This window comes from Moraxella sp. CTOTU47618 (assembly GCF_032017425.1).
GTDB classification, from domain to species: domain Bacteria; phylum Pseudomonadota; class Gammaproteobacteria; order Pseudomonadales; family Moraxellaceae; genus Faucicola; species Faucicola tetraodonis.
Window position 1 is genome coordinate 1 of record NZ_DALZPW010000015.1, and the last position, 25269, is coordinate 25269.

The following is a 25269-nucleotide window of genomic DNA, read 5'->3' on the forward strand; positions in this document are numbered from 1 at the left end:
TATTCTTCTACTTTATGTGGATTTGTGGTAGTTTTTAATTTCTTTTACTATAGTATAACCATCGCATTTTGCACGTATTTGATGATTTTTGATGAGGCTAGGGTGTTTGTAATCTTTGTACTTGCGTTAGTCTGTTATGGCTTAACTACCGTCTATTTGATGTGGGCAGTTACGCAACAAAAGCCCATCCGTAAAGGCATGGTGCTTGGGCAATTGCTGATTGGGTTATTGGGTCATGCGGTGGTGTTATATCCTGATATCATTACCCAAGGGGGGCTAAACTTTAATATTTTTAATGTCGTGTCGTTGACGACATTGTTTATGCTGTTATTTTATTGGGGATTTTGTCTTTACCGCCAAATTTTGCCGCTTGGGATTTTGGCAACGCCGTTGGCATTTTTGGGCATGATGATTGGTTTTTTTGGCGATGCACCGTATCACCCGCTATCAACCATCAGTCCTATCTTACAAGCTCATATCATTATGTCTTTGGCTGCCTATTCGGTACTATTTATGGCAGCGATTGCCGCGATTATGCTGCGGCTACAAATCAGCGAACTCAAACGTCAAACCTTTCACCGTGTCTGGGTCGATAAACTACCTTCACTCCAAAGCATGGAAGCCTTGCTGTTTGATATGATTACTGTGGGTTTTCTGCTATTGTCGATTTCGCTGTTGCTGGGCTTTATTGATACGACCAATTTACTGGCGCAGCATTTGGTACACAAGACTGTGTTTAGTCTGTTGTCTTGGCTGGTATTTGGGGCGTTATTGGTTGGACATTGGCGCTTTGGCTGGCGAGGTCAACGCGCGGCTAATATGACGCTATATGGTGTGATTTTGCTTGGCTTGGCGTTTATCGGGACGAAGTTTGTGTTGGAGCTGATTTTAAACAAATAAAAACCCCAATTTTATCGCTAAAACTGGGGTAAAATGCCGCTTAACTAAGTGATAAGTAAGCGGCTAAATTAAATAACTAGCAATTAGTTAGCCAATTTTGATTGTACGTAGCTGATAGCACTTTGCACCGTGGTCAATTGTGCGCTGTCTTCATCAGGAATGGTAATACCAAATTCGTTTTCAAAAGACATCACTAATTCAACAAGGTCAAGTGAGTCTGCACCGAGGTCATCCATGAATGAAGATTCATTTTTGATGTCTTCTGCATTCACGCCTAATTGTTCAGCTACTGCTGCTTTTACTTTTTGTTCTATTTCGTTACTCATGCTTCTCTCCTTGCATTGGGGTATATGATATATCGAGTAAACTACATATTAGAGCATATTATCATGCTCATTGCCTATTTCAAAATAAAATAATGCAACCTGTTACTATTTCAAAAACTGTATTTTAAGTTCAAAAACTGCATTTTAAGGCTCGTTAGGTTGGTGTTTGGCAGGCTAAACCATTTACATGTACATGCCGCCATTGACGTCAAGCACGGTGCCGGTAATATAACCTGCTTCTTCACTTGCCAAGAAATTTACTGCAGCGGCGATGTCTTCAGGTTTGCCAAGTCTGGCTAGCGGAACGGCATTAAGCATGGATTTAATCAATGCTTCATCAAGCTCGCTGGTCATGTCGGTGTCGATAAAGCCTGGTGCCACGCAGTTGACCGTGATTTGGCGTGACCCAATCTCCCGAGCGAGTGAGCGGGTAAACCCTTCAATGCCTGCTTTGCTTGCCGTATAGTTGGTTTGTCCGGCATTGCCCATCGCAGCGACTACTGAGGTGATATTAATAATGCGACCTTGCCGCGCTTTCATCATGCCTTTTATGGCGCGTTTACTAGTGCGAAACACCGAGGTCAAATTCACGTCGAGTACGCGCTCCCAGGCATTGTCATCCATTCGCATGAGCAGACCATCTTGGGTAATACCGGCATTGTTGACTAGTACCTGTACATTGCCAAATTCTTTTTCAATGCTATCAAATAACTGGTTGATTTGCTCGGCATCTTGCACATTGAGCACGCGACCTGCGCCCCCCAATTCTTGTAGGTAATCATTGACTGCCGCTGCACCTTTTTCACTGGTAGCAGTGCCGATGACAAGATAGCCTTCATTTGCTAGACGTTTGGCGATTGCTTGACCAATTCCACGGCTAGCGCCTGTCACTAATGCAATACGTTGAGTCATATACTTCCTTGGTTTTTTTATTGGGCTGATAATTGTTGTTTTATATTATCTAGTTTGGCCACTGTATCGGTTGCTAGTGTGGTAATTTTCTGCGCTTGGCGTTTGGCTAGTCCTGTCAGCACACTACCGCTACCACATTCGATTTGTAAGCTGATTTGCGCGTCTGCTAAATTATTCTCAATAGTCGACCATAGCACGGGCATATTGAGCTGCTCAATCAACGCTTGTTTGATTGCGGTCACATCGGTTTCTACCCGCGCATGGCGATTTTGTATCACGGGAATACTGGGCGGGTTAAATGTAACGGTTTCTAATTCTGCGGCAAGCTTATCGGTGGCAGGCGTCATCAGCTGACAATGTGAGGGTACACTGACTTTTAGCGGCATGCTTTTTTTACCGAGTGAAGCAATTTTCTCTGACGCTAAATCCACGCCTGCCACATTGCCTGCAATCACCACTTGCCCTGGCGCGTTAAAATTGGCTGGGCTGACCACTGCCTGCGCATGCGCCGCTACCACAGCATCACATATTTGTTGTACATCTTCATCAGGCAGACCTAAAATCGCCGCCATTTTGCCTGTTTGTGATTGCATGGCGGCGCTCATATACTGGCCACGATGATGCACCAGCTTTACCGCATCTGCCAAACTCAACACCCCAGCGGCACACAGCGCACTGTATTCACCCAGTGAATGCCCGGCAACATATGCCGGCTGTAAATCAAGCTCATCGCGCAGCACCCGCCAAATTGCCATACTAGCGGTCAATAGTGCAGGTTGGGTATACGCAGTATCATCTAAAGACGCGGCACCTGACGCCCCTTGGCATATCGCCCACAAGTCAAACCCAAGCGCTTTTGAGGCTTCATCAAACGTTGCTTTGACAGTAGGATACTGGGCTGCCCAATCGTTTAGCATGCCCACACTCTGCGAGCCTTGTCCTGGAAAAATCACAGCATATTTCATAGATGCAGCATTTTGTGATGAAGTGGCTGGTTGATCTGCGCTGGCTTGGCTTTGCATTGGGTTATCCATAATGTCCTAACTTATTATATTGTACTGCTTTATTTGTACTGCTTATGTTGTATTGCGTCTACTAGACCGCTAAAAAATACGGTTAAAAAAATTTGCTTAGGCGATTTTTTGGTCGATTACTTTACCAAAAGTTATCAGCAAAATCAAAATGGGTCAGTAGCTTGGATTGACGTTATAGTCTTATCAAACTTGGCTGGCAATAATATAACTTACTATCCAGCAAACAGGCAAAAGTAAACCAGCAAATTTATTTGTACAATTGTACTCTGATTATTATGGCATATTGAAAAAAAAATTCTAGCTTTTTCTTGCGGGTATTTTTACATAAAAAACAAATAAAAAAAGGCTGATGAATCATCATCAGCCTTTTTGGTGCTTAGCCAATGCATACTAAGCTATGTCAAAGCACTGCATTTTGCGTTAATTATTCAGCAACGGCTGCTACTTTGAACAATTGACGACCACGGTAAAAACCGTCTTTGGTCGCATGGTGACGGATGTGTTTTTCACCGGTAGTTGCATCTACAGCAACAGCATTGATTGTGATGCGGTCGTGTGAACGACGCATATCACGGCGTGAACGGCTTTTACGGTTTTGTTGAACAGCCATGAGGTTAGCTCCTGTGCTTCTCGCTATTAAAACATCGTTCCCTTAACCTCATTACATCATCATGCAAACAACTTGATATCGATATTTGGCATGGATATAAGGCAAACTATTGGAACAGATAATCAGATAAATTTATAAACGCCATATTATACGTAAAAAAACCTATTTAGCAAAGCCTTAACCGACATTTAGTGGCAAGTTTTTGTTAATACCTGTATGACGGCGTATGTAATGGCGTGGTTGTTATTAGCTTTTTAGGCTTGCCAGTACCGCAAACGGATTTTCTTTTTCTGCCACTGCCTCTGGCAACTCGCCTACCTCAGTGACTGCCATTTCGCAGTCATCATGCTTGGGCGCTAATGGCAAATCAACCAATAACTCATCTTCAATCATTGGTAATAGCCACAGTTTATTGTCATCCGTTAGCTCATCAATCAGAATAATTTCTGTGCCTTCATCAAGCAATGCGACGTGATTTTCATCTTCAAGCAGTGCAAGCTCACTATCGACATCCAGACTCACTGCGACGGGGTCTAGGCAGCGCTGGCAAGTTTGCCAAAGCACGCCCGTGGTGTGTAGTTGCCAAAATACCACGTCCCCTTTTTTCTGAATATCTAATATCACATCCAGTGGCTGATCGTTGTCATGATGTTCATCACCCAAGGCATAGATACGTGGCAAATCCTTGAGACTCACCTTGCCTTCCCAGTGATAATGGTTGTCATTGTTATGCTCCCAACGTGCTAGATCAATAAACTTGACCAAGCTGGCACTAGAGCCAATCTCACTGGTGGTGTTATTGGCGGTTTTGGATGAGGCAGTTGTTGGTACATCTTGCGATGATTGTGCTAGTACGTTTGATAAAGAATGTAGCGTCATTTCACCGCTCCTTTCAGTTATGTTGCGTTACAGTATAAAGCATACTGACGTCCATTGCATGGTAGCATGTTGTAGGCGTGATTTCCTAGTCGATGTGGGCTGTTAAATTGTATAATAGCAATTTTTATCGACCCTACTTTTGCTATGTCCACACACCTATCGCCACTATCCGCACAAATATCACCACCAACCCTTGCTATTTTTCCCTTTATGACGCTGCCTTTTGTTAGCCAATTCGCGGTGGTGCCTGTGTTAGCCAATGATATTGACACAACTGTGATTGACCAAAAAAGTGCGAATTTAGCATTAAGGGTTAATTTTGTCCCCGTACTAGCCAGTATATCAAAGACAAAAAATCGCCCTTTGACTGACTATCAATGGGTATCGGTGGAAGCATTACAAGTGCAATGGCTAATGGGTTGGTTCAAACGGTGGTTTTGCCATCGTGATACGATTTTGGTCAAAGGCGAGCATGAGCCTGAATATTTTGCCGCGACCGATACCGAGCCTGCCAAAATTGTGTTTGCGCATGGCTTTTTTGCCAGTGCCTTGCATGAAATTAGCCATTGGTGTATGGCAGGTCAAAAACGCCGATTGCTCAATGACTTTGGCTATTGGTATGCCCCCGACGGACGTAATCAGCAGCAGCAGCAACAGTTCGAACAAGTAGAAATCCTGCCGCAAGCGATTGAATGTTTATTGACGCTGGCTTGCAACAAACCCTTTAGCGTGTCTAAAGATAATTTGTTTGCCGATTTTGATACCAGTCAGAGCACTTTTGCAGCCGATGTACAAGCCCAAGCGGTGAAGTTTTGGCAAACGGGGCAAAAACTGTCAACCGATGCCAAAGTGTTGCTAAGCCAGTTAACCAAACTGCGCCCGCTACCATTGACCTCGTTTGATATCTCTCACAATTTTATCAAAGCGAATTAAATCAATAAAAAAGGCAGTCATTGAACGCTGCCTTTTTTATTAGGGATAAAAAATTAGTCTTCTTTATATTTGTCATGACAGGATTTACAGCTAGCGCCCAAATCGCCAAATTGGGTTTTAATGCCATCGACACTGGTTGCAGTTGCAGCGGCGGCATTAAGGGCACTGGCAGCGGTTTTAAATTTATCAATCTGCTGTTGGAACCCTGCAGCATCGCGCCAAATTTCATCTTTTGCTTCACCGCCTTTGGCTGTCTCTGGATAATGCACCCAAGGATTTTGGTTAAGTTTCTCGGCGGCGGCTTTGACTTGCGCGGCATCAAATTTGCTTGGATCTTTAACCATCGCACCAATGGTCTGGTTGGTTTTTTTCCAATCTTTCATGATTCTTTCACGCGCTTTTTTGTGGTCTTCTGGCGTCATGTTAGGGTCAACTGCCGTGGTCGACGTCGTTGTGGTACTTACCGTAGCGGTTGCCGTTGCACCATTGGCGCTAGCGGTAACTGTGGTAGCTGGCGCTGAAGCAGTAGTGGTGGTGGTGGTTTCTGTTTTTTTATTACAGCCTACCAGCGCCATCGCAACGATAAATGGGGTGGCAAATTTTAATGCAGTCGACATCGTCCTTTCCTTCCATGTTTTTGGTTTATATTGGTTTAATAATGAATGTTATTATCAGAGTGTGGATTAATCATCTCTAAGGATTTTAACAATTATTGGCAAAAAAATTATTATGATTTGGTAACTAAGCCTAACCACTGTGCCTAACCACTATGTGAGATAGGGTGTGGTTTTTTGATTAAGTGCTTTGTAGTTTGATTGCTTTGCCTTGGGCTTTGATGGGCTTACCTTGTAGGACGGCTTGGGCGATTTTGATATGTTTAGGGTCATGAAAACCTGTGATGTGATACAAGGTTAGACCGTCAGCATTGTAGATGGTCATGCTATCGGTAGTGGGCTCAATGCTATCGCTGGGCAATAATTGATAGCTTGTGACGTTAGCACCTTGGTGATGGCTAAAACCCTGTTGGGTCAGTCGCAGCTCACCCCCTGTTAAAGTAGGCACCTCTTTTTTTCGGTTGAATAATTGCCACGCAACACCTGCGATGATGGCTAGTAAAATCATCAGCGAGCCGATGGCGACTGAGAGCATTTTAAATGCCATCAATAGCCCTACCCCGGCAATGGCGATACCCACCCAAAGTATTTGGGTCAATATGGTAGGTGTCATCGCTTGACTTTGCAAACCAATGGTAACGCCTGTCTCGGTGACTTTTAACATAATCATCTCTATGACAATTAAAGGGGCGTATGTGCTACACCCTTACTAGTCTAGCTTGTTTTGTTAGGCTGTTTTACCAACCTAGCACCGCTTGTTGTTCAGCAATCAGCTGTTTGATGCCTTCTTCGGCAATTGCTAGCATTTCATCCACTTGCGCACGGGTAAACGGTTTTTCTTCGGCAGTGCCTTGAATCTCGATAAACTCGCCTTTTTGCGTCATCACAACGTTAAGATCTGTGTCACAGCTTGAGTCTTCGCTATAGTTCAAATCCAACAGTACTTCACCGTTTTTGATGCCCACAGAGACCGCTGCTACCAAGCCTACCAAAGGATCGGCTTTGAGTTTTTTGGCGGCTTGCAATTTTTCTAACGCATCGACCAATGCCACAGCCGCACCGGTGATACTGGCAGTACGGGTACCGCCATCGGCTTGCAGCACGTCACAGTCGATATGGATGGTATTTTCCCCAAGCTTTTCAAGATCGACCATCGCCCGTAAGCTACGACCAATCAACCGCTGAATCTCTTGGGTACGACCTGATTGCTTACCTTTGGCGGCTTCGCGTTGGGTACGCTCGTGGGTCGCGCGTGGCAACATACCGTATTCAGCGGTAATCCAGCCTTTACCTGTGCCTTTGAGCCAGCGCGGTACTTGGGTTTCGATACTGGCGGTGCATAGCACTTTGGTATCACCATAGCTGACCAGTACGGCGCCTTCGGCATGTTTGGTAAAGTTACGCACAAAACTAATTGGGCGAAGTTGGTTGTTTTCACGATTATCGATACGCATAAGATTCCCTAAAAGACCGCCTTGACGGTTTGGTAGATAGTTTTTAAGCAATGGGCAAAAATTACAGTGGTTTTATGCTACCTTGCCAACCCAGTTTTAGCAAGACAATTCCGTCGGCAACATGGCAGGTTGCTATTCAAGCCCTTCGCGCTTACGTAGCTCTTTACGTAAAATTTTACCAACATTGGACTTGGGTAGACTATCGACAAATTCGACATAGCGTGGGCGTTTATAGCCACTTAAATGCTGTTTACCAAACGCCAGTAGCTGCTCAGCAGTGACGCGGTTGTGTTTTCTGACCACGAATATTTTAGGCTCTTCCCCGCGCGTCGCGCTTGGTACGCCAATCGCCACACACTCGAGCACATCGGCATGCTCAAGCATCACCGACTCAATCTCATTTGGGTAGACATTAAATCCTGACACCACAATCATGTCTTTTTTACGGTCAACGATTTTAATAAAACCGCGCTCATCAATGATGCCGATATCGCCTGTACGCAAATAGCCTGTTGCGGTAAACGCATTAGCAGTCTCGACAGGTAGATTGCGATACCCCACCATCACTTGCGGGCCTTTGACGGCGATTTCTCCGCGTTCGCCAATGCGCACAGGTTGGTCGTTGTTGTCCAATAAGATGATGTCAGTGGCTGGGGTTGGTAGCCCGACTTTGTTGGTAAATTCTGCGATAGTTAACGGATTAAAGGTAATCACAGGCGCGGTTTCTGAGAGCCCATACCCTTCGATAATCGGTAACCCTGTGATGGTGTGCCATTTTTTGGCAACGCTAGGTTGGATTGCCATGCCGCCGCCAATGGTGGCTTTGAGTTGGGAAAAATCGAGCCTTCGAAATTCAGGATGCTGTATCAAGGCGCTAAATAGCGTATTGACCCCCAAAATAAAATGCGGCGGTGTACGCCTTAGCGTATTGACCAGTTCATTGATATCACGTGGATTGGGCACGAGCCTTGATGCAAACCCACGATACAAAATAAAAACACAGCAAATGGTGAATGAAAATACATGATACAGTGGCAACGACGCCAAAATAATATCTTCCTGCCCTTCTTCATCATACGCGCTGCGAATCAAAGCATCGATTTGCAGCAAATTGGCAATCACATTGCCATGACTGAGCATCGCGCCTTTTGCCGTCCCTGTGGTACCACCGGTATATTGAATTAATACGATATTCGATAACGTGAGAGTTGGCCGTTGATAAGCCTTGCTAGCGCCCGCTAATAAATGACTAAAATAAATCCAATTACCTTTTGGCGGCAAATCGGTGGTCGCTGAGACCAGATTGATTAATGCACCTCTGAGCTTACTTTTCAAATCACCCAACCGACAGATGATTAAATGATGTAAATCGCGGTTAAGGTTATCGGCAATGTCTTTGTAGGTATAAATAAATTTATCTAGTATAAACAACGCCTTGATATCGGCATCATCCATTTGGTGCTCAAGCTCGCGACTGGTGTAGGAAGGATTCATACTCACCAGCACCATGCCAGCACGGATGACGCCAAGGGTAATCACAGGATATTGCAAAATATTGGGCAACATCACGCCAATAGCATCGCCGACCTTGAGCCCTAACTGCTGTAAATAAATGGTAACTTTTAGACTCAGTTTATCGAGTTGCTCGTAAGTAATCTCTTGCTCATCGCAGTAATACGCCACTTGCCGCGCATGTTTGGCAAACCCCGCTTCTAAGATGTCAATCAGCGACGTTTGTTCATCTGGCATATCGATGGTACTACAAATATTATAGCGCTCGTAGCTAATCAGCCACGGTTGCTGATTTTCTTCCCATTCATACATCTCATGCATCGGGCGGTCATTGATTGGTGTAATAGCGTCATCCATAAACTCAGTATTGCTCATAACAGCCTATTGGTATCCCCAATTTTATAAGGTTAGTTGGGCGCGATGCAATAAAAAACCCAACTAATCTGATATAGAAAAGCTGGGTTTTGGCAACAAGCGTTAGCTTACTTTTTTTCTTCAAGTTTACGCAGTTCTTTACGCAGGATTTTGCCAACGTTTGATTTTGGCAATTCATCCACAAACTCAACTTTACGCGGACGTTTATAACCCGTTAACTCGCTTCGCGCATATTGCAGCAACTCTTCCTCGGTGAGGCTTGGGTCTTTACGTACCACAAACGCTTTTGGTACTTCACCGCTTTTTTCGCTCGGCACCCCAATCACCCCGACTTCCAACACTTTAGGATGCGCCGCTAGCACTTCTTCAACTTCGTTTGGATACACATTAAATCCTGATACCAAAATCATGTCTTTTTTACGGTCAACGATTTTGAAATAGCCTTGCTCATCAATGACAGCGATGTCACCGGTTTTGAAATAACCGTCTGCTGTCATTACTTCTGTAGTGGCTTCAGGACGCTGCCAGTAGCCTTTCATCACTTGTGGACCTTTAACTGCAATCTCACCACGCTCACCTGCTGCGACTTCATTGCCGTTGTCATCGAGCAGTTTGATATCGGTGTTGGGCATCGGAATACCGATTTTGGCGCTAAATTGCTCTTGTGCCAAGGGGTTTAGGGTGGCAACGGGTGAGGTTTCGGACAAGCCGTAGCCTTCTAGGATATTGGTACCTGTAATACGTTTCCACTCTTCAGCGGTTGAAGGTAATACCGACATACCACCGCCTAGCGACAAACGCAATTTGCTGTGGTCTAATGCGCGAAAACCAGTGTGGTGCGCCAAGCCATTAAATAACGTGTTCACCGCTGGGAAGAAGACTGGCTTATATTTTGCTAATTCTTTAACAAAACTGTCCATGTCGCGGGGGTTTGGAATCAATACACCCGTAAAGCCCATGTTCATACCTAGTAGCGCACAGGCGGTAAATGAGAAAATATGATAGAGCGGTAAGGCAATGACGACGTACTCACCCACCATTTGATTGGGGAACACTTGTCTGGCGAACTCTTGGCACTGTAGCATATTGGATACCAAGTTGTTGTGGGTAAGCATCGCACCTTTGGCAACCCCTGTCGTGCCGCCAGTGTACTGTAGTACCGCAATATCACTGCCCTTGATACCTTCTGGGCGCTGATAGCGACTGGCAGACGCTTGCTTGATAACACTCTTAAAGGTCACATGCCCGTCAATTTGCCAAGCTGGAATGGCTTTTTTGACATACTTGACCACGGTATTGACTAGCATACCTTTAAACGTACCCATCAAATCACCGATTGAACAGACGATAACGTGATCAACCATTTTTTTGCCGATATCTTGATAGGTCTTGGCAAAGTTTTCAACGATGAATAACGCTTTGGCTTGCGAGTCTTCTAACTGATGCGCTAATTCATGAGCGGTGTATAAGGGATTGACATTAACTAAGATAAAACCTGCGCGAATGATACCAATCATACACACTGGGTATTGCAGGATATTTGGCATCATAACCGCAACGGTATCGCCTTTTTGTAGACCCAATCCCTGCAAATACGCCGCGATTTGGCGGCTATAAGTATCTAGCTGACGATAGGTCATGCTACTACCCATACACACAAAGGCATCACTATTATTGAATTGTTCGAAATTCTTTTCAAAAACATTCATTAGGTTAACTTCGTCACTGGGCATTTGCATGTTATAGTTCATGCCGTAATGCTCGTAAGTCTTTAACCAAGGTTTCTCATGATGATCGGTAAGCTTTGGCGCATGTGGCTGCGCTTCGATAGTATCGATGGGAGTATCGATGGGAGTATCGATAGGCGCATTGTATTGGGCATTGTTGTCAGGGGTTTGAGCTGAGGTGGTTGATTCATTCATGAGAAATGTTTTCCTTAGGTATGCGGTCTATCAGCGAATAGCATATTGATAATTAAAAGAATTTTTATAAAAAGGTCAATCCCACTACTAAAAATTATATTAAAAATCGCGGCCAAATGTACTATTAACATACTAAATATTTACTCAATTCTCAAGCCTATTCTCTGTACTTATGGGATGATAAAAATGATTTCGCGTCGAAATAGTTATCCGTTATTTGACCGTTAAAGCGGCTACAGTGTCCAGTTATCTTTAAAAGGCGTTTTTGCGACACATTTTGACGTGTAAAACTGGGCAAATTTGCCATCTCATGGATTAGCACTTGTTTTTCTACTCTCAAGCTTTATGATATTTTCTCATACTTCTTATTTCTCTTTTGCACTTTCTTTTTTTTGCACTTTCTTTTATTTTTTGTCATTGATTAAGTAACCATTATGTCTGATACCCTTGTAGCAAAAATTACCAAACCAAACGATTTGAACAACCCCACTCGCTCAGTCGCTGAATTTACCGAAAACGCGTATCTGAACTACGCGATGTACGTCATCATGGACCGGGCATTGCCACACGTTGCCGACGGGTTAAAACCTGTGCAGCGCCGTATCGTGTATGCGATGAGCGAGCTTGGGCTCAAAAATACTGCCAAACCCAAAAAATCAGCGCGCACTATCGGTGACGTTATTGGTAAATACCATCCGCATGGCGACTCCGCCTGTTATGAAGCCATGGTGCTCATGAGCCAACCGTTTAGCTACCGTTATCCACTCATTAGCGGTCAAGGCAATTTCGGCTCGCCCGACGACCCAAAATCCTTCGCTGCGATGCGCTATACCGAAGCCAAGCTATCGGCTTATGCCAATACCTTACTAAACGAGCTTGGTCAAGGCACTGTCGATTGGCAAGACAACTTTGACGGCACCTTGCAAGAACCCGTCACCTTGCCTGCCCGTCTACCGAATATTTTGCTTAACGGCACAACGGGCATTGCAGTCGGTATGGCAACCGATATTCCGCCGCATAACTTGTCTGAAGTGGTCAAAGGCTGTATTGCGCTACTTAAAAAACCCACAATGACGGAAAAAGAGCTGGCAAAGTACATCCCTGCACCCGATTTGCCGACCAAAGCAGAAATCATCACCTCGCCTGAGGATTTGCTACAGCTATATAAAACGGGTCGTGGTAGCTACAAAATGCGCGCTACTTATCATGTCGATGACAAAGAAAAAAACTTAGTCATCATCGATGCGCTACCCTATCAAATCTCCGGCAATAAAATCATTGAGCAAATTGCCAATTTAATTAATGCCAAAAAACTGCCTTGGGTAACAGACATCCATGACGAATCCGACCACCAAAACGCTTGCCGTATCGTGCTTGAGCTGCGCTCTAACCGTGTTGATATCGAGCCGATGATGAGCCATCTGTTTGCCAGTACCGACCTTGAGAGTAATTACCGCGTTAATCTCAACATGATTGGCACCAATGGCAAACCCCAAGTCAAATCACTGCTTACCATCCTCACCGAATGGCTGTCTGTGCGCCGAGATACTGTCACGCGCCGTTTGCAATACCGCTTAGATAAAATCGAGCAGCGCCTGCATATCTTGGCAGGTTTGCTGATTGCCTACCTTCATATTGATGAGGTCATCCGTATCATCCGTGAAGAAGACGACCCAAAAGCAGAATTGATGACGCGCTATGATTTGACCGAAATCCAAGCCAACGCGATTTTGGATATTCGTTTGCGTCAATTGGCACGCCTTGAAGAAATTGAGCTCAAACGTGAACAAAGTGACCTAGAAGCAGAGAAAGCCCAAATCGAAGCATACTTGAACAACCCAGACAAATTGACTGGCTTAATGATTGAAGAGCTCACTGCCGATATGAAAGAGCATGGCGACAAACGCCAATCGCCGATTGTAGAACGCACGGAAGCCACCGCGCTTAAAGAAACTGACCTAGCTCCAAGCGAGCCTGTGACGGTCATCGTGTCAAAATCAGGCTGGATTCGCTCCGCCAAAGGTCACGATGTCGATGCCGCCAATATGAATTACCGTTCGGGCGATGCCTATCTTGCCCATGCGCAAGGCAAATCCAATGAAAAAGTCTATCTCATGGATAACACCGGTCGCAGCTATCGCCTCGATGCCCATACCTTACCCTCTGCGCGGGGGCAAGGCGAGCCGCTTACCAGCCTGCTAAAACCCACGGGCGGAGCAAGTTTTGTCAACGTGCTGATGGGACAAGATGACAGTAAACTTATCATGGCAAGCTCGCAAGGATATGGCTTTATCAACACCTTTGCTGATCTTGATACCAACCAAAAAGCGGGCAAAAATGTGATTAATTTTGATGACGCCTGTAGTTTAATAACCCACCAAATTGGTGAGCAAGATACGCTAGTTGGCGTGGTCAGCTCGGCAGGGCATTTGCTGGTATACCCATTGACTGAGTTACCGATGATGAAAAAAGGTAAAGGCAATAAGCTGATTGATTTAAAAGACGGTGACAGCGTGGTCGCCATCACGACGTTTAGCGAAGGGGATAGTTTGTCATTGGACAGTGGTAAACGAACCTTGACGCTCAAACCGATGGATATTGCCAATTTTATGGGTACACGCGGTCGACGCGGCGCACTCTTGCCAAAAGGGTTTCAAAAAGTGAGTGGGGTTCAAAAAATCTAATGGATAAACAATTAGATTTTGACTATATTCGCTTTGAATGGGACATTAGTAAAAATACTAGTAATCAAACCAAACATGGATTATCCTTTGAATTAGCGATTTATGCGTTCTTTGATGAACAGGGTTTTAGTGAAAGACATCAAATTGTCGATGGTGAACAGCGTTGGCGTACTGTGGGTATGATTGATGGTTGTGTGGTTGTTTTTGTGGGGCATTTGACCCATTATGATGATAAAGATACTGAGGTTGTAAGGATAATTACTGCCCGCAAAGCAACCAAACAAGAAGAGAGAGAATACTATGGCTACCGTTAGCATGACATTTAAAAAAGGGGAACGACCACCTGCATTAACTGCTGAGCAAAAAGCGATGCTTACTCGGTTAAAAGCAATTCCCGATAGTGAGATTGATACCAGTGATGATTGGGGCGATTTGGAAGCCTTAACCATTGAATCAGATAAGCATTTGGTTGAAGACTTTGCTAAAGTCTGCGAAAGCCAACGCCTGAGCATGAATGAGGTGATTAATCAGTTGATGCAGTCGTATGTTAAACAATTTGGCACAGCTTAGTGCTATTTGATAACGTTTAATAGCTGAATACTGTCAATTTTATGCGCGTGCGTGGCACTCCTGCCAAAAAGGTTTCAAAAGGTGAGTAAGATAGAAAAAGTGGTTTGAAGACTTAAATTTTAGTTTATAAAAAAATTTTGGAAAATGTGAGTTTGATTATGGCAAAAAATGTTGTTGAAGCTTTTAACGAATTTTTAAAAGATAAAGTTAATATAGATAAAAGTAAAAGCGATACCGCAAAAGCTAGTAGAGATTGGCTAATTAATAAAATTAATAACTTCCCACAAAATGATTTAAGCTTTCCTTTATTATATGAAGCAAGTCATTTAAATTATGGTTCTTTTGAAAGAAAAACTAAAACACGCCCACTGGATGATATAGATATTATGATTTGTCTTAATGCAGATGGATGGTCATATTTTGAAAATAGTGTAGATGATATTACATTACGACCACCTTCAAATTATTCAGGAAGATTAAACGCTTTTAAAAGTACAGTGCAATGGCAGGAAAACAATCTAAGTTCAACTAGAATTTTAAATAGGTTTATTAAAAACTTAAATACCATTAGTCAATATAGTAAGGCAGAAATTAAAAAAAACGGTGTTGCAACTGTTTTAAAACTTACTTCCTATGATTGGAATTTTGACATAGTTCCATGTTTCAGAACAGCCGTAGATTACTATGATAAAAGTTATTATTTAATTCCAAATGGGAACGGTAACTGGAAAAAAACTGATCCAAGAGTAGATAGGGCAAGACTACAAAGCATTAATCAAGCTTGTAATGGGAAAGTATTAAATGTCATTAGACTTTTTAAGTTTTGGAATCAGATACCCTATAAATCAAAATTATCATCTTCTTATTTATTGGAAACAATGATAAGTAATTACTATCAAGAAATTATTAATCAAGGCTTACAAAATGATGTCACCGTTTATCCAGATATCGAATTTGTAAAGGTTGCAAACTATATTATACAGAATATCTATAATATTGTTTCCGACCCCAAAAATATTGATGGAAATATAAATATTATATCTTACTCAGAACAATTAGCAGTTAAAATTCGTCTAGAAAGAGATTTAGAAAAATCAAGAAATGCTAGAATTTTGGAATCCAATGAGAAACAAGAGGAATCTATAAAATTATGGCGAGAAATTTTTGGTGAACAATTCCCAAATTATGGATAAAAAAATATAATATGACTAATATTGCCGAAAATCAAAATAAAGATAAAAATATCAATAAGCTAAAAGCACAACGACAAGCATATTCTGAAGTAAAATTTTTAATGATAATAAGTCTTATCATTGGAGTAGTTGTACCATGTATAGTTTCATTTTTTACGTTTTTTATGAATAGTAATTATTTTTCATCTTTAATAGGATTTCAAAAACAAGATTTAGGGTATTTTTCTGCCCTAATTGGGATTATATCCACATTCTTTATTGAGTTATTGAGTAGGATTATTTTTTCTAATAAGGAACAAGCAGCTAAGATTCAGGAATGTTTTGATACAGATGTTTTTGATTTAGATTGGGATAATGTCGTTGTGGGAAGTCGTCCAGATATAGGAATAATTGCTGAAAAAAGTAGTAAATTTGATAGAAAAAATCCTAACTATACTGGTTTTTATGACTGGTATACTCCTAAAGCTGCAAATTATACCTATCCACATTCTATTGTATTATGTCAGCAACAAAATCTTTGCTGGGATAACTATTTAAGAAAACCACTCATTTATTATAGTTTTTTATCCTGTATAGGTATTATTTTATTTATAATTATTTTAGGAACAGTTAATAATACAAATTTTAGAGACTTCTTAACTAATATTTTATCGCTTTTAATTCCAGTTATTCTATATTTTTATAAATTAATAATAGAGCATAAAGATTCTATAAATGAGAATGAAAGGCTACAAACAATAAATGAACAGATGAGAGAAGATATTAGAAATAACTCATCTAATGATGAAATAATTGCTAGATGCAGAATGATGCAATCATCTATTTACTCTTATAGGAAAAATGCTAGACCAATACCAAATTGGTTTCATAAAAAAACTAAAAACAAGCAAGAAAATATTTCTAATATTAGGGTAGAAGACTTTATCGAATCTTAAATATGTTAACAATAAAACTTCTTAATTTATAGAATAATAATATCCTCAGCTACTTTCAAGCTTCAAAGCTTTGGATAAACAATTTCATTGGCTAGAGCGATTTTCATACACTATTTCAATAATAATCCCGTGATAAATCAACACAAAAACCGCCTTTAACCGTTGGTAGAAAATCGCTATGCTCTGCCAACTTTTCAATCAAAATCAAACTTTATGTACGACTCCGTATTCCAAGACATCAAAACCCATATCGTTAGCTACACAGGCTTAGAGCGAGATGCCCTACATATTTATGTCGGTATTGGGGTATTTCTTATCACAAGTCTAGTTTTTAAAAATCACCGCTACCGCTGGTTTATCGCCTTATTCACGGTGATTGCTGCTGCCAGCATGGGTGAAGTGCTAGACAGACATGACCAGCTTATAATCGACAAGCATTGGTACTGGCAAGGCAGTGTGCATGATATAGTGAACACCTGCTTTTTCCCGACCCTTTTTACCTTGATACTTACCTTTACCCATTTTTTTGAGCGAAACTTTGAGCGAAACATCGCCCAAGCTCATGGTTCAAAACGTTAATTGGCTATCAACTTTTAGCAAACTTTTGGTTCAATCTTGGCAAACTCAGCGATTCGGGGTAAAGTAACCTCATTTTTCACAGTATTTCTAACACCCCAGTACTTTTAAAATCAGAGTGTTTTTAAAATCCCGGTACTTTTAAAATCACAGTATTTTAAAATTAGTTCTCTCGCATATATGGACAGCCAACCCCTTATGAATCCGCAATTACAGCTTTTGCATCCTTATCCGTTTGCCAAGATGGCAACCTTGCTACAAGGCATCACGCCAAACCCAGACTATGCCCCGATTAAACTGGGTATCGGTGAACCGCAGCACACGCCGCCACAGTTTGTGTTAGATGTCATCAAAGACAATCTGACTAAAATCCAAAACTACCCCACCACCAACGGTTTGCCCGAGCTGCGCCAAGCGATTGCCGATTGGGTACAGCGCCGTTTTCAGGTCAAACAATTAAATGCCGACACCCAAGTGCTACCGGTGATGGGTACACGTGAGGCGCTATTTAGTTTTGTGCAAGCGGCATTTGACCGTGAGGATAGCAAACGACCTTACGTGGTAATGCCCAATCCGTTTTATCAGATTTATGAAGGGGCGACGCTGCTCGCTGGTGGACAGCCGTATTTTGTCAATTGTACCGCCGACAATAACTTTGTCGGTGACTATGACAGCGTGCCAAGCGAGGTTTGGGAGAAGACCCAACTGGTCTTTGTGTGCAGTCCAAACAATCCAACTGGCTCAGTGATGGATATGGCGCAGTGGCAACGTCTGGTTGAGCTATCGGATAAATACGGCTTTATCCTAGCCAGTGATGAGTGCTACAGTGAGCTATATTTTGAGGTGCCGCCGATTGGACTACTTGACGTCTGCGCCAAACTCGGACGCGATGATTTTGCCAATTGCGTGGTGTTTCATTCGCTGTCAAAACGCTCCAATCTACCTGGCATGCGCTCAGGATTTGTGGCAGGTGATGCCAAGCTACTAGCGCCGTATGCCCAGTACCGCACTTATCAAGGCTGCGCGATGCCGATTCATCATCAGCTCGCTTCGATTACCGCGTGGCAAGATGAAGTCCATGTGGCAGAAAACCGCAAACTATATCGCCAAAAGTTTGATTTGTGGATGGACAAGCTGTCAGACAAATTACCGCTACGCCGCCCTGATGCCGGTTTTTATTTTTGGTTGCCGGTACAAGATGATGAGCAGTTTGTCAAAGTGATTTATGAACAGCTAAATATCCATGCGCTCGCAGGGCGTTACCTATCTCGCGATACGCCCCCATACCAAAACAACAGCGGTAACGCTGGCAAAAACCATGTGCGCATGGCATTGGTTGCAGATATCGCACAAAGCAGCGAGGCGATTGACCGATTGCTGCGCTTAGACTTATCAAATTTGGTGTAATTTTCCATAAAAAAGTGATGGCTAGCTACCATCACTTTTTTTGACTTTTTGTAAGCCTTTAGCTTGTAAAGATTCAGCGTGCAACGACGGCTAGTCTTCAAGATTTTTTAGCAGGGTACTGACCTGTGCCAAGCGTTTGCGTTTTTGGTGGATATCATGGCTGACAAAGATATCATCGGTCTCAGGTAGCATAAACCAATCTGGGTGGCGAAAAGTGTTCTCAATATCTTGTAAGCCACTTTCCCAGTGCTCTTGCATGGTCGAGCCGCTAAACTCATAGTCTTTATAGCCGCGCTCGTAAGTCTTTTTGTGATAAATCAGATGAATCACGTTTTTGACACCGACTTCTGTCATTTCGCGGGCTTTGTTGACGCACAGTTCTTCAACTTTATCAATTTTGGCATCGTCATCGATGATTTTGAGTAACTCTTTGATAAGGCGCGTATAACGCAGCTTTTGCGCCATAAAGTCAGTAACCATGCGGGTTTTGCTGGAATATTGAATGTCTTTGATGCGCTCGTCAATCTCCATCATATTCTCTGGCACCGTGCCCTTGGCATTCCACAAATCCACTTGGAAAATCAATTGCTTGAGGTGCTCTTCATGGCTTAAGATTTCATTGAGCGGCGTGTTGGACACCAATCCGCCATCCCAATAATACTCCCCATCAATCTCAACCGCTGGAAAACCTGGCGGCAGTGCGCCCGATGCGATAAAGTGATCGTAGTGCAGTTCTTCATTTTCATTGCTAAAAATGGCAAAGTTACCGTTTCGCACATTGACCGCAGACACCGACACTTTCATCCGATTGACGTCATTGACCAGTTTTAAGTCACAATAACGCTCAAGGGTCTCGCGCAGCTTGTCGGTGGTGTAATAGCTTAAGTGATTGGGGGTGGTGTCATACGGCACAAAATAACGCGGTTTAAAAAAACCACGCTGTCCTTCAATCATGGTTAGCCAAGCCTCAGTGGTAGATTCCATCACCCGCAGCTGCTGCTTTAAAAAGCCATTTTCAAATATCCATGGCATAAAATGGCTTACCATGTCAATCTTGCTAAGTTTATCTAGCTCATTGGCCGTTTGACGGTAGATGTTCAGCCCTGCAGGGGTGTAGTTACGATGGGTGATGGTGTTCCAAAACCCTTGCAGCGCCGCCAAGCGGTTCTCTGGACGGTTACCTGCGATGATGGCGGTATTGAGCGCGCCGATTGAAATACCTGAGATACAGTCGATTTTGATGCCTTGTTTATGCAGTCCTTCATAAATCCCTGCTTGGTAGGCACCAAGCGCACCGCCACCTTGCAGCAGCAACGACACGCTATCGTATTGTTTGACCAATTCTTTGAGCGGTGGCGTGCCTTGTGGGGTGGGTTGATTGGGGTTTGTGTTTGGTGGCTCTATCGCCGTGATTGGTGATGAAGTATCAGTTACCGGCTGGGGTGGTTGTGCAGGTGTGGAAATGGTTTTTCTAGTTGACATAATAATCTCATCATCCATAAATATATTGTTTTTTTATCTAGTATAGAAGATATATCACTCAAGTATTGTAGCAAGATTTTATAGCGACAAAATGATGTATGTGTGAATTTTTTTAGGATTTTGTCATTCATGAGCCTTTGATTAAATATCTACATTGTTTCAAGGTGAATACGTGCAATTTTAAAAAACTGACTTATAGTAAAAAAAGCGGCTCAATCATTGTTGTATTTAGAACGTAGGTATTTAGAGCGGAGATATTTGAAGCCTAAATTCTGGAGCCTAAATTCTGGAGCTTAGATATTTAGAGCCTATGCGCTACGCCCGTATCTTTTTAGCTAACAATTTGCCGTTTAAAATTTACCGTTCAAATGGACAGTTAATCGCCCAAATGCACGTCTTTGACAATCACTTGCTGATGGATGGGGAAATTACCGAGCGTCGCCCCTGCTTTGCGGTCAGCAAAATAATGTTGCAGTGTTTCAATGACATTTTGGAACGCCAAGTCTTCCCAAGGAATGTCTTCTTCGGCAAACAGCGCGCATTCTAGACTCTCGATGCCCACCCCAAATTTGCCATCTTTGAGCGAGCCGATAAACATCACATGAATCTGTCCGATATCGGGTATGTCGTATAGACAATATAACTCTAATGCACTACCGATAGCTTCGGCTTCTTCAAAACACTCACGATTGCCGCCATCTTTCATGGTCTCGCCAAGCTCCATAAAGCCTGCGGGCAACGTCCAATAACCATGACGCGGTTCAATCGCGCGGCGACAGAGCAAAACTTTATCTTCATGGATGAGTAAACAGCCATTGATGACTTTGGGATTTTCGTAATGGATGTAGCCACAAGACGGACACACGATGCGCGGACGACTGTCCATCGGTGGGATTTTGGTTTCGGCTAGATGACCGCATTGCAGGCAGTAAGGCATGGTATTTTCCTATTATTTTTATGTTTTGTAAGGTGAAAGTCGTTTTAAGTATGGTAGCATTGATTGCAGGTTTTTACATGGTAAAAATGAGTTGAGCAGCCGATTATGAGAAAGTTTAGCTAAATATTTAACTTGGTATCTAGCTTGATGTTTAGCTAGGTATTAAGTTTGGGATTATTAGCAGGTTGTAACGCGCCGCATACCCAGCCTAGTATGCTAAAACCTGTCTCAGCTATGCCAGCTTTACCGCTTGGTAGTGAGATCGACAATAGACAATGAGTTTTAGATAAATTCGGTCAACTTAAAGCGCCCTATAAACATTGCGAAATTGCCCATTAAATTTTGATGAATTAAAAAATATGTCCACAACTAGATTTCAAAGTCCCTTACTGACCCAACTGGCAGAGCGAATCGCAAAACTGCCATTCGACCCCACGCCGCAGCCGTATTCGGTACTCATCGCCATTACCAATGAAGCTGAGCCAAAAATTTTGTACTCGTTGCGCGCTTCGGATATGCGAGAACATGCCGGCGAAGTATCATTTGCAGGTGGCAGACGCGAAGACACGGACGATAGCAACCAAGCTACCGCGTTACGAGAAACGCATGAGGAAACGGGTATTCATCCCAGTCAAGTGACTGTGTTGGGCGAATTGCCACTACAATTTGCCAAAAGCGGCAGACCTGTCAAGCCGATTGTAGGGGTAATACCACCCAGTGTTAACCTTGTGCCAGAGATGTGCGAAATTGCAAGGCTATTTTGGGCGGATTTAGCCACGCTCATTCACCAGCCGACCATCGATTATGCGTATGATTTGGGTCGCCAAGTGATGGTATCACCCAGCTTTATCATTGATGGCGAGACCGTATGGGGCTTGACTGGGCGCATCACCGCAAGCCTACTGGAAATAGGATTTGACCGCCAGATTGATTGGTATTTTAATGTTCACGATAAATAGCCAATCAACCACAAACCAATTACTGCAGCGCTGTCCACGCTAGCATTTCATCGAGCACGGCTTTGGCATTGCTATTATTTTTGACATTGTCGGCATTAATCATCCCAACCACTGCATACCATTTTCCTGATTTGCCTTGAACATAGCCTGCCATACTGGTGACATTATCGAGCGTGCCTGTTTTGATCCAAGCATGCCCAATGGCAGGGTTATTTGGCTGGCGCAGTTTGAGCGCTTTGATGGTACCCGACTCGCCTGCCACGCCCAACGAATCACGATAAACCGTAAAATTGGGTGAATGATAGGCGAGAGTTAGCAGCGCTAACATGCTATTGGGCGCCACGCGGCAATCTCGGCATAAACCTGAGGCTCTAGTCATCACAGGGGGCTGAGCTTGGGGCAGCTTTTGTTGCCACCACTGGTGGATGTAGGCAAAGGTTTTTGGATAAGTGCTGATACGCTGCTTGTCGGCATACAGCGGTAGCGACAAGGCGATTTGTTCCGTCATCACATTGTTGGAGTGCTGATTGATGTCTTTGATTTGTTCGTGCAATGGATTGGAGGCGACATAGCCCACCAATTTTGGGGTCAAGGGTTTGCCAAAGTATTTTAGGTATAAGCGAATATACCAAGGTAGCGCTTGCGGTATCGCCTTGGCTTGCTGCATATAGGGCACTGCAGGGTTGGCAAATTCAATATTCCCTGTAAAGTTTGGCAAGATTTTTTGCCAGTCAGCGATGATTTGTTGTTTGACCAGTACATCCCCATCAGGAAACGTCAGATAGCGCTTTTGCTCACCACAAAAGGCGGACGCGGTTTGGTGAAAGCTCAATCCTGTAGACGTCAATGTCCCAATCCAATCATCTTGGCTGCTATTGCAAGGCGCTTGACTGGCTTTAAGTGTTGTAGGCATAGTAAAGTTTGCCAGCGCAGGCTTTAGGATGACCTGATACGCCGCGACGTCTTTGGGATTAATCGAAGGTTTGCTTTGGATTTGCTCAAGATTTGCCGCTTCGTTATAAAGGTCAGATGTGTTCGAAGTAGTAGCACTGCTACCACTAGCGGATGCCTTAGCAGGTTTGATAGCTGCTATTGCATTAGGTTTTGCTATTGGCACCAAATCCACTTCCACCGTACCAAAATTGGTTAACAAAGCATTGGGCTGGGCATTATAAGGGCGTAACCCTTTACCATCAAACGCATTAACATCAAAATCCACCCCTTGAAACTGCTGATTATCGATGATTAAATTGCCTTGTACTTGCTTAATACCCTGTGCTTTGATCATGGCAAGCAGCTGGTACAAGCGCTCGTTTTCCAGTTTTGGGTCGCCACTGCCCTGCACAATCACATCACCATAAAGCGTGCCTTTCCACACAAAACCATGCTGATACAATTTGGTTTGCCAAACAAAGTCTTTGCCCAAACTATCAAGCGACACATAAGTGGGAATCAGTTTTTGCGTAGATGCAGGGGTACGTGGCACATCAGCGTTATAACTAAACAAAGGCTTTTGGGGCGCAGTCGATGCTACATTTTGTGCATTGTCCGTTAGCGGTTGTACCACCATGCTCAGGCTATCGGTCGGAATATTGGCTTGGGCAAGTTTGGCCTGAATCGTTTCAGGTAGCTTGTTGACTGGATCGCGCTGCCCCATGACTGCATGGCTTTGCTTGGTCACCGAATCAGTGAGTATTGGCGGCTGGACTTGTGTGGTATCTGACGTATGACCCACCAAGGACAGACAAGCCATCCATAGCAATAAACCCGTTTTTAAAGACAATAATTGAGTAGCGCAGGTTTGCAGACCCACGGATTGGCGCGAATTTTTCATAACAACAGCAACAATGTGACGAATCTATACTAGGTATCGAATCTTATTAGGCAAAAATAAATTAGGCAAAATAAGCTGCCACCTTATCGCTTTTTGCCATAAAAATCCACTGGATTTCATAGCAAATCGGCTAAAATTAAGGCATTTAGACAAACTGCCGTAGCCTTCTGTTGCAATTCTCTACATTTCAATTTTTAGATATTTGCTAAACTGTCGCCTAATTGCCACATTGCAGTCACTGCTATTGCCGACTCAAACTTCAGTTGAGGATTCTTACCCCATTGATTTGGGTGAAAAAATTATTTAGATTAAAATCATTTAGGTTAACAAGTGATTTATATTAAAGTTATTTAGATTAAAGCTATTTAGATTAAAAAATTATTTAGGTTAAAAAAACTCTATGTTAAACAAATCTATCGCCACCTCTGCCATGACTATAGGCGCTATGAGTCTTGTGCTAGCGTTATCTGCATGCTCAAAAAAAGATGATAAAGCCGCAACCACCACCGCTTCTGCAACGACGACCACCACCACATCAACCTCTACGACTACCGCACCTGTGGTAGCATCCCAAGCCACCTCTAGCGCGCCTGCTAGTGCTGCCGTTACCACCGCTGCTTCGTCAGCCACGACAACTGTCACCACGCCAGCGACTGCAGAAAAAACCGCCAACGTTAGCAGCGCGCCTACAGTTGCCGCCAATAATGCCGCGGCTGCGGCCCCTAATCTTGCCCTAAAAGCAGATTTGACTCAGCTATTTAAAACCTTAAACGAGCTTGACCGCAATACCCAAGCCAAACAAGCAGAAATGGCAAAAAAAATGCAAAACGCCAAAACGCCTGCTGACCAACAAGCTTTCTTTAAAGAAGTGGTGGCACAGTTAGATTTGCAAAAAGCCACGCTTAACAAATTAAAATTTAATGACCCCCGTGTCGCACAAACCCGCGATAAAATGGTTGAAAGTATTACCAATAGCCGTGCCGGTACGGCGGCTTTAATCAAAAAACCAACGGCAACCCCAGAGACCAATCCAGAAATTGCTAAGTCAATGGAAAAAGCGCAAAAATCTGCTGAAGAAGCCCGTACCATGTTGATGCAATTAACCCAAGAAGCAGGCATCAAGCCAAAAGGCGCAGACGCCGCTCCCAGTAAAAAATAAAGTCATCTTTAAATAAAAAACTCTCATGATGAGAGTTTTTTTATGTCGGTTAGCTTTTATGA

General features: G+C 43.3%; 24 protein-coding genes. 11 read left to right on the top strand and 13 right to left on the bottom strand.

Going from position 1 to position 25269, the window contains the following annotated elements; all coding sequences use genetic code 11:
* The first annotated feature begins 159 nt into the window (after positions 1 to 159).
* The gene (locus RTS09_RS10080) at positions 160 to 900 is read left to right on the top strand and encodes a cytochrome C assembly family protein (RefSeq protein ID WP_409418392.1); all 741 of its coding nucleotides are present in this window, start codon (positions 160 to 162) and stop codon (positions 898 to 900) included.
* A gap of 83 nt (positions 901 to 983) precedes the next feature.
* Here RTS09_RS10080 and acpP read toward each other — a convergent pair whose 3' ends face one another.
* From acpP to RTS09_RS10105, 5 genes are all read right to left on the bottom strand, one after another.
* Complete coding sequence (acpP, locus tag RTS09_RS10085; protein WP_007115622.1) at positions 984 to 1226, bottom strand: acyl carrier protein; 243 nt, start codon at positions 1224 to 1226, stop codon at positions 984 to 986.
* A 183-nt stretch (positions 1227 to 1409) separates the two neighbouring features.
* Positions 1410 to 2138, bottom strand: coding sequence for a 3-oxoacyl-ACP reductase FabG (fabG, locus tag RTS09_RS10090; RefSeq protein WP_036604917.1), 729 nt, complete (start codon positions 2136 to 2138; stop codon positions 1410 to 1412).
* 17 nt (positions 2139 to 2155) lie between these two features.
* Positions 2156 to 3160, bottom strand: coding sequence for an ACP S-malonyltransferase (gene fabD, locus RTS09_RS10095; RefSeq protein ID WP_312536765.1), 1005 nt, complete (start codon positions 3158 to 3160; stop codon positions 2156 to 2158).
* Positions 3161 to 3596: 436 nt separating this feature from the next.
* Positions 3597 to 3782 carry a 50S ribosomal protein L32 gene (rpmF, locus tag RTS09_RS10100; protein ID WP_007115626.1) on the bottom strand — a complete coding sequence of 62 codons (186 nt, stop codon included), beginning with the start codon at positions 3780 to 3782 and terminating at the stop codon, positions 3597 to 3599.
* 246 nt (positions 3783 to 4028) lie between these two features.
* The gene (locus RTS09_RS10105; RefSeq protein ID WP_312536716.1) at positions 4029 to 4661 is read right to left on the bottom strand and encodes a YceD family protein; all 633 of its coding nucleotides are present in this window, start codon (positions 4659 to 4661) and stop codon (positions 4029 to 4031) included.
* Positions 4662 to 4805: 144 nt separating this feature from the next.
* Between RTS09_RS10105 and RTS09_RS10110 the strand changes: the two genes are divergently transcribed.
* Entirely contained in the window at positions 4806 to 5594 is a 789-nt protein-coding gene (locus RTS09_RS10110; RefSeq protein ID WP_312536719.1) for an elongation factor P hydroxylase, read from the top strand.
* A 53-nt stretch (positions 5595 to 5647) separates the two neighbouring features.
* Here the strand turns inward: RTS09_RS10110 and RTS09_RS10115 are convergent, their stop codons facing one another.
* From RTS09_RS10115 to RTS09_RS10135, 5 genes are all read right to left on the bottom strand, one after another.
* On the bottom strand, positions 5648 to 6211 hold the full coding sequence (locus RTS09_RS10115) for a c-type cytochrome (RefSeq protein WP_309596495.1): 564 nt from the start codon (positions 6209 to 6211) through the stop codon (positions 5648 to 5650).
* 178 nt (positions 6212 to 6389) lie between these two features.
* The gene (locus tag RTS09_RS10120; protein ID WP_312536722.1) at positions 6390 to 6872 is read right to left on the bottom strand and encodes a hypothetical protein; all 483 of its coding nucleotides are present in this window, start codon (positions 6870 to 6872) and stop codon (positions 6390 to 6392) included.
* 73 nt (positions 6873 to 6945) lie between these two features.
* Positions 6946 to 7662, bottom strand: coding sequence for a ribonuclease PH (gene rph, locus RTS09_RS10125; protein WP_060994509.1), 717 nt, complete (start codon positions 7660 to 7662; stop codon positions 6946 to 6948).
* 132 nt (positions 7663 to 7794) lie between these two features.
* On the bottom strand, positions 7795 to 9549 hold the full coding sequence (locus RTS09_RS10130; protein WP_312536724.1) for an AMP-binding protein: 1755 nt from the start codon (positions 9547 to 9549) through the stop codon (positions 7795 to 7797).
* A gap of 107 nt (positions 9550 to 9656) precedes the next feature.
* A complete protein-coding gene (locus RTS09_RS10135) occupies positions 9657 to 11471 on the bottom strand; it encodes an AMP-binding protein (protein WP_312536725.1) in 1815 nt (604 codons plus the stop codon).
* Between the two features lie 434 nt (positions 11472 to 11905).
* On the opposite strand from RTS09_RS10135, the gene parC reads away from it, so the two are divergent.
* From parC to dapC, 7 genes are all read left to right on the top strand, one after another.
* Positions 11906 to 14155, top strand: a complete 2250-nt coding sequence (gene parC / locus RTS09_RS10140; protein ID WP_312536727.1) for a DNA topoisomerase IV subunit A — start codon at positions 11906 to 11908, stop codon at positions 14153 to 14155.
* Entirely contained in the window at positions 14155 to 14469 is a 315-nt protein-coding gene (locus RTS09_RS10145) for a BrnT family toxin (protein ID WP_160001063.1), read from the top strand. Before parC ends, RTS09_RS10145 begins: the two co-directional genes overlap by 1 nt.
* Positions 14456 to 14725: a hypothetical protein gene (locus RTS09_RS10150; RefSeq protein ID WP_239743308.1), complete on the top strand. Its 270-nt coding sequence runs from the start codon at positions 14456 to 14458 to the stop codon at positions 14723 to 14725. Before RTS09_RS10145 ends, RTS09_RS10150 begins: the two co-directional genes overlap by 14 nt.
* 158 nt (positions 14726 to 14883) lie before the next feature.
* The gene (locus RTS09_RS10155) at positions 14884 to 15918 is read left to right on the top strand and encodes a nucleotidyltransferase (protein WP_239743310.1); all 1035 of its coding nucleotides are present in this window, start codon (positions 14884 to 14886) and stop codon (positions 15916 to 15918) included.
* A gap of 11 nt (positions 15919 to 15929) precedes the next feature.
* Positions 15930 to 16853 (top strand): S-4TM family putative pore-forming effector, encoded by a 924-nt coding sequence (locus RTS09_RS10160; protein ID WP_312536734.1) that lies wholly within the window; start codon positions 15930 to 15932, stop codon positions 16851 to 16853.
* A 213-nt stretch (positions 16854 to 17066) separates the two neighbouring features.
* Positions 17067 to 17432 carry a hypothetical protein gene (locus tag RTS09_RS10165; protein WP_312536736.1) on the top strand — a complete coding sequence of 122 codons (366 nt, stop codon included), beginning with the start codon at positions 17067 to 17069 and terminating at the stop codon, positions 17430 to 17432.
* A 195-nt stretch (positions 17433 to 17627) separates the two neighbouring features.
* Positions 17628 to 18836: a succinyldiaminopimelate transaminase gene (gene dapC, locus RTS09_RS10170; RefSeq protein WP_312536739.1), complete on the top strand. Its 1209-nt coding sequence runs from the start codon at positions 17628 to 17630 to the stop codon at positions 18834 to 18836.
* 90 nt (positions 18837 to 18926) lie between these two features.
* Here dapC and RTS09_RS10175 read toward each other — a convergent pair whose 3' ends face one another.
* Together RTS09_RS10175 and RTS09_RS10180 are read right to left on the bottom strand one after the other, a co-directional pair.
* Entirely contained in the window at positions 18927 to 20318 is a 1392-nt protein-coding gene (locus RTS09_RS10175) for a patatin-like phospholipase family protein (protein WP_312536741.1), read from the bottom strand.
* Between the two features lie 376 nt (positions 20319 to 20694).
* Positions 20695 to 21255, bottom strand: coding sequence for an NUDIX hydrolase (locus RTS09_RS10180; RefSeq protein WP_065253478.1), 561 nt, complete (start codon positions 21253 to 21255; stop codon positions 20695 to 20697).
* 359 nt (positions 21256 to 21614) lie between these two features.
* Between RTS09_RS10180 and RTS09_RS10185 the strand changes: the two genes are divergently transcribed.
* A complete protein-coding gene (locus RTS09_RS10185) occupies positions 21615 to 22214 on the top strand; it encodes an NUDIX hydrolase (protein WP_076776489.1) in 600 nt (199 codons plus the stop codon).
* A 19-nt stretch (positions 22215 to 22233) separates the two neighbouring features.
* Here RTS09_RS10185 and RTS09_RS10190 read toward each other — a convergent pair whose 3' ends face one another.
* Positions 22234 to 24048 carry a D-alanyl-D-alanine carboxypeptidase/D-alanyl-D-alanine-endopeptidase gene (locus RTS09_RS10190; RefSeq protein WP_312536745.1) on the bottom strand — a complete coding sequence of 605 codons (1815 nt, stop codon included), beginning with the start codon at positions 24046 to 24048 and terminating at the stop codon, positions 22234 to 22236.
* 400 nt (positions 24049 to 24448) lie between these two features.
* Here RTS09_RS10190 and RTS09_RS10195 point away from each other — a divergent pair, with 400 nt between their 5' ends.
* Positions 24449 to 25207 (top strand): hypothetical protein, encoded by a 759-nt coding sequence (locus RTS09_RS10195; RefSeq protein ID WP_060994502.1) that lies wholly within the window; start codon positions 24449 to 24451, stop codon positions 25205 to 25207.
* The last annotated feature ends 62 nt before the right edge of the window (positions 25208 to 25269 follow it).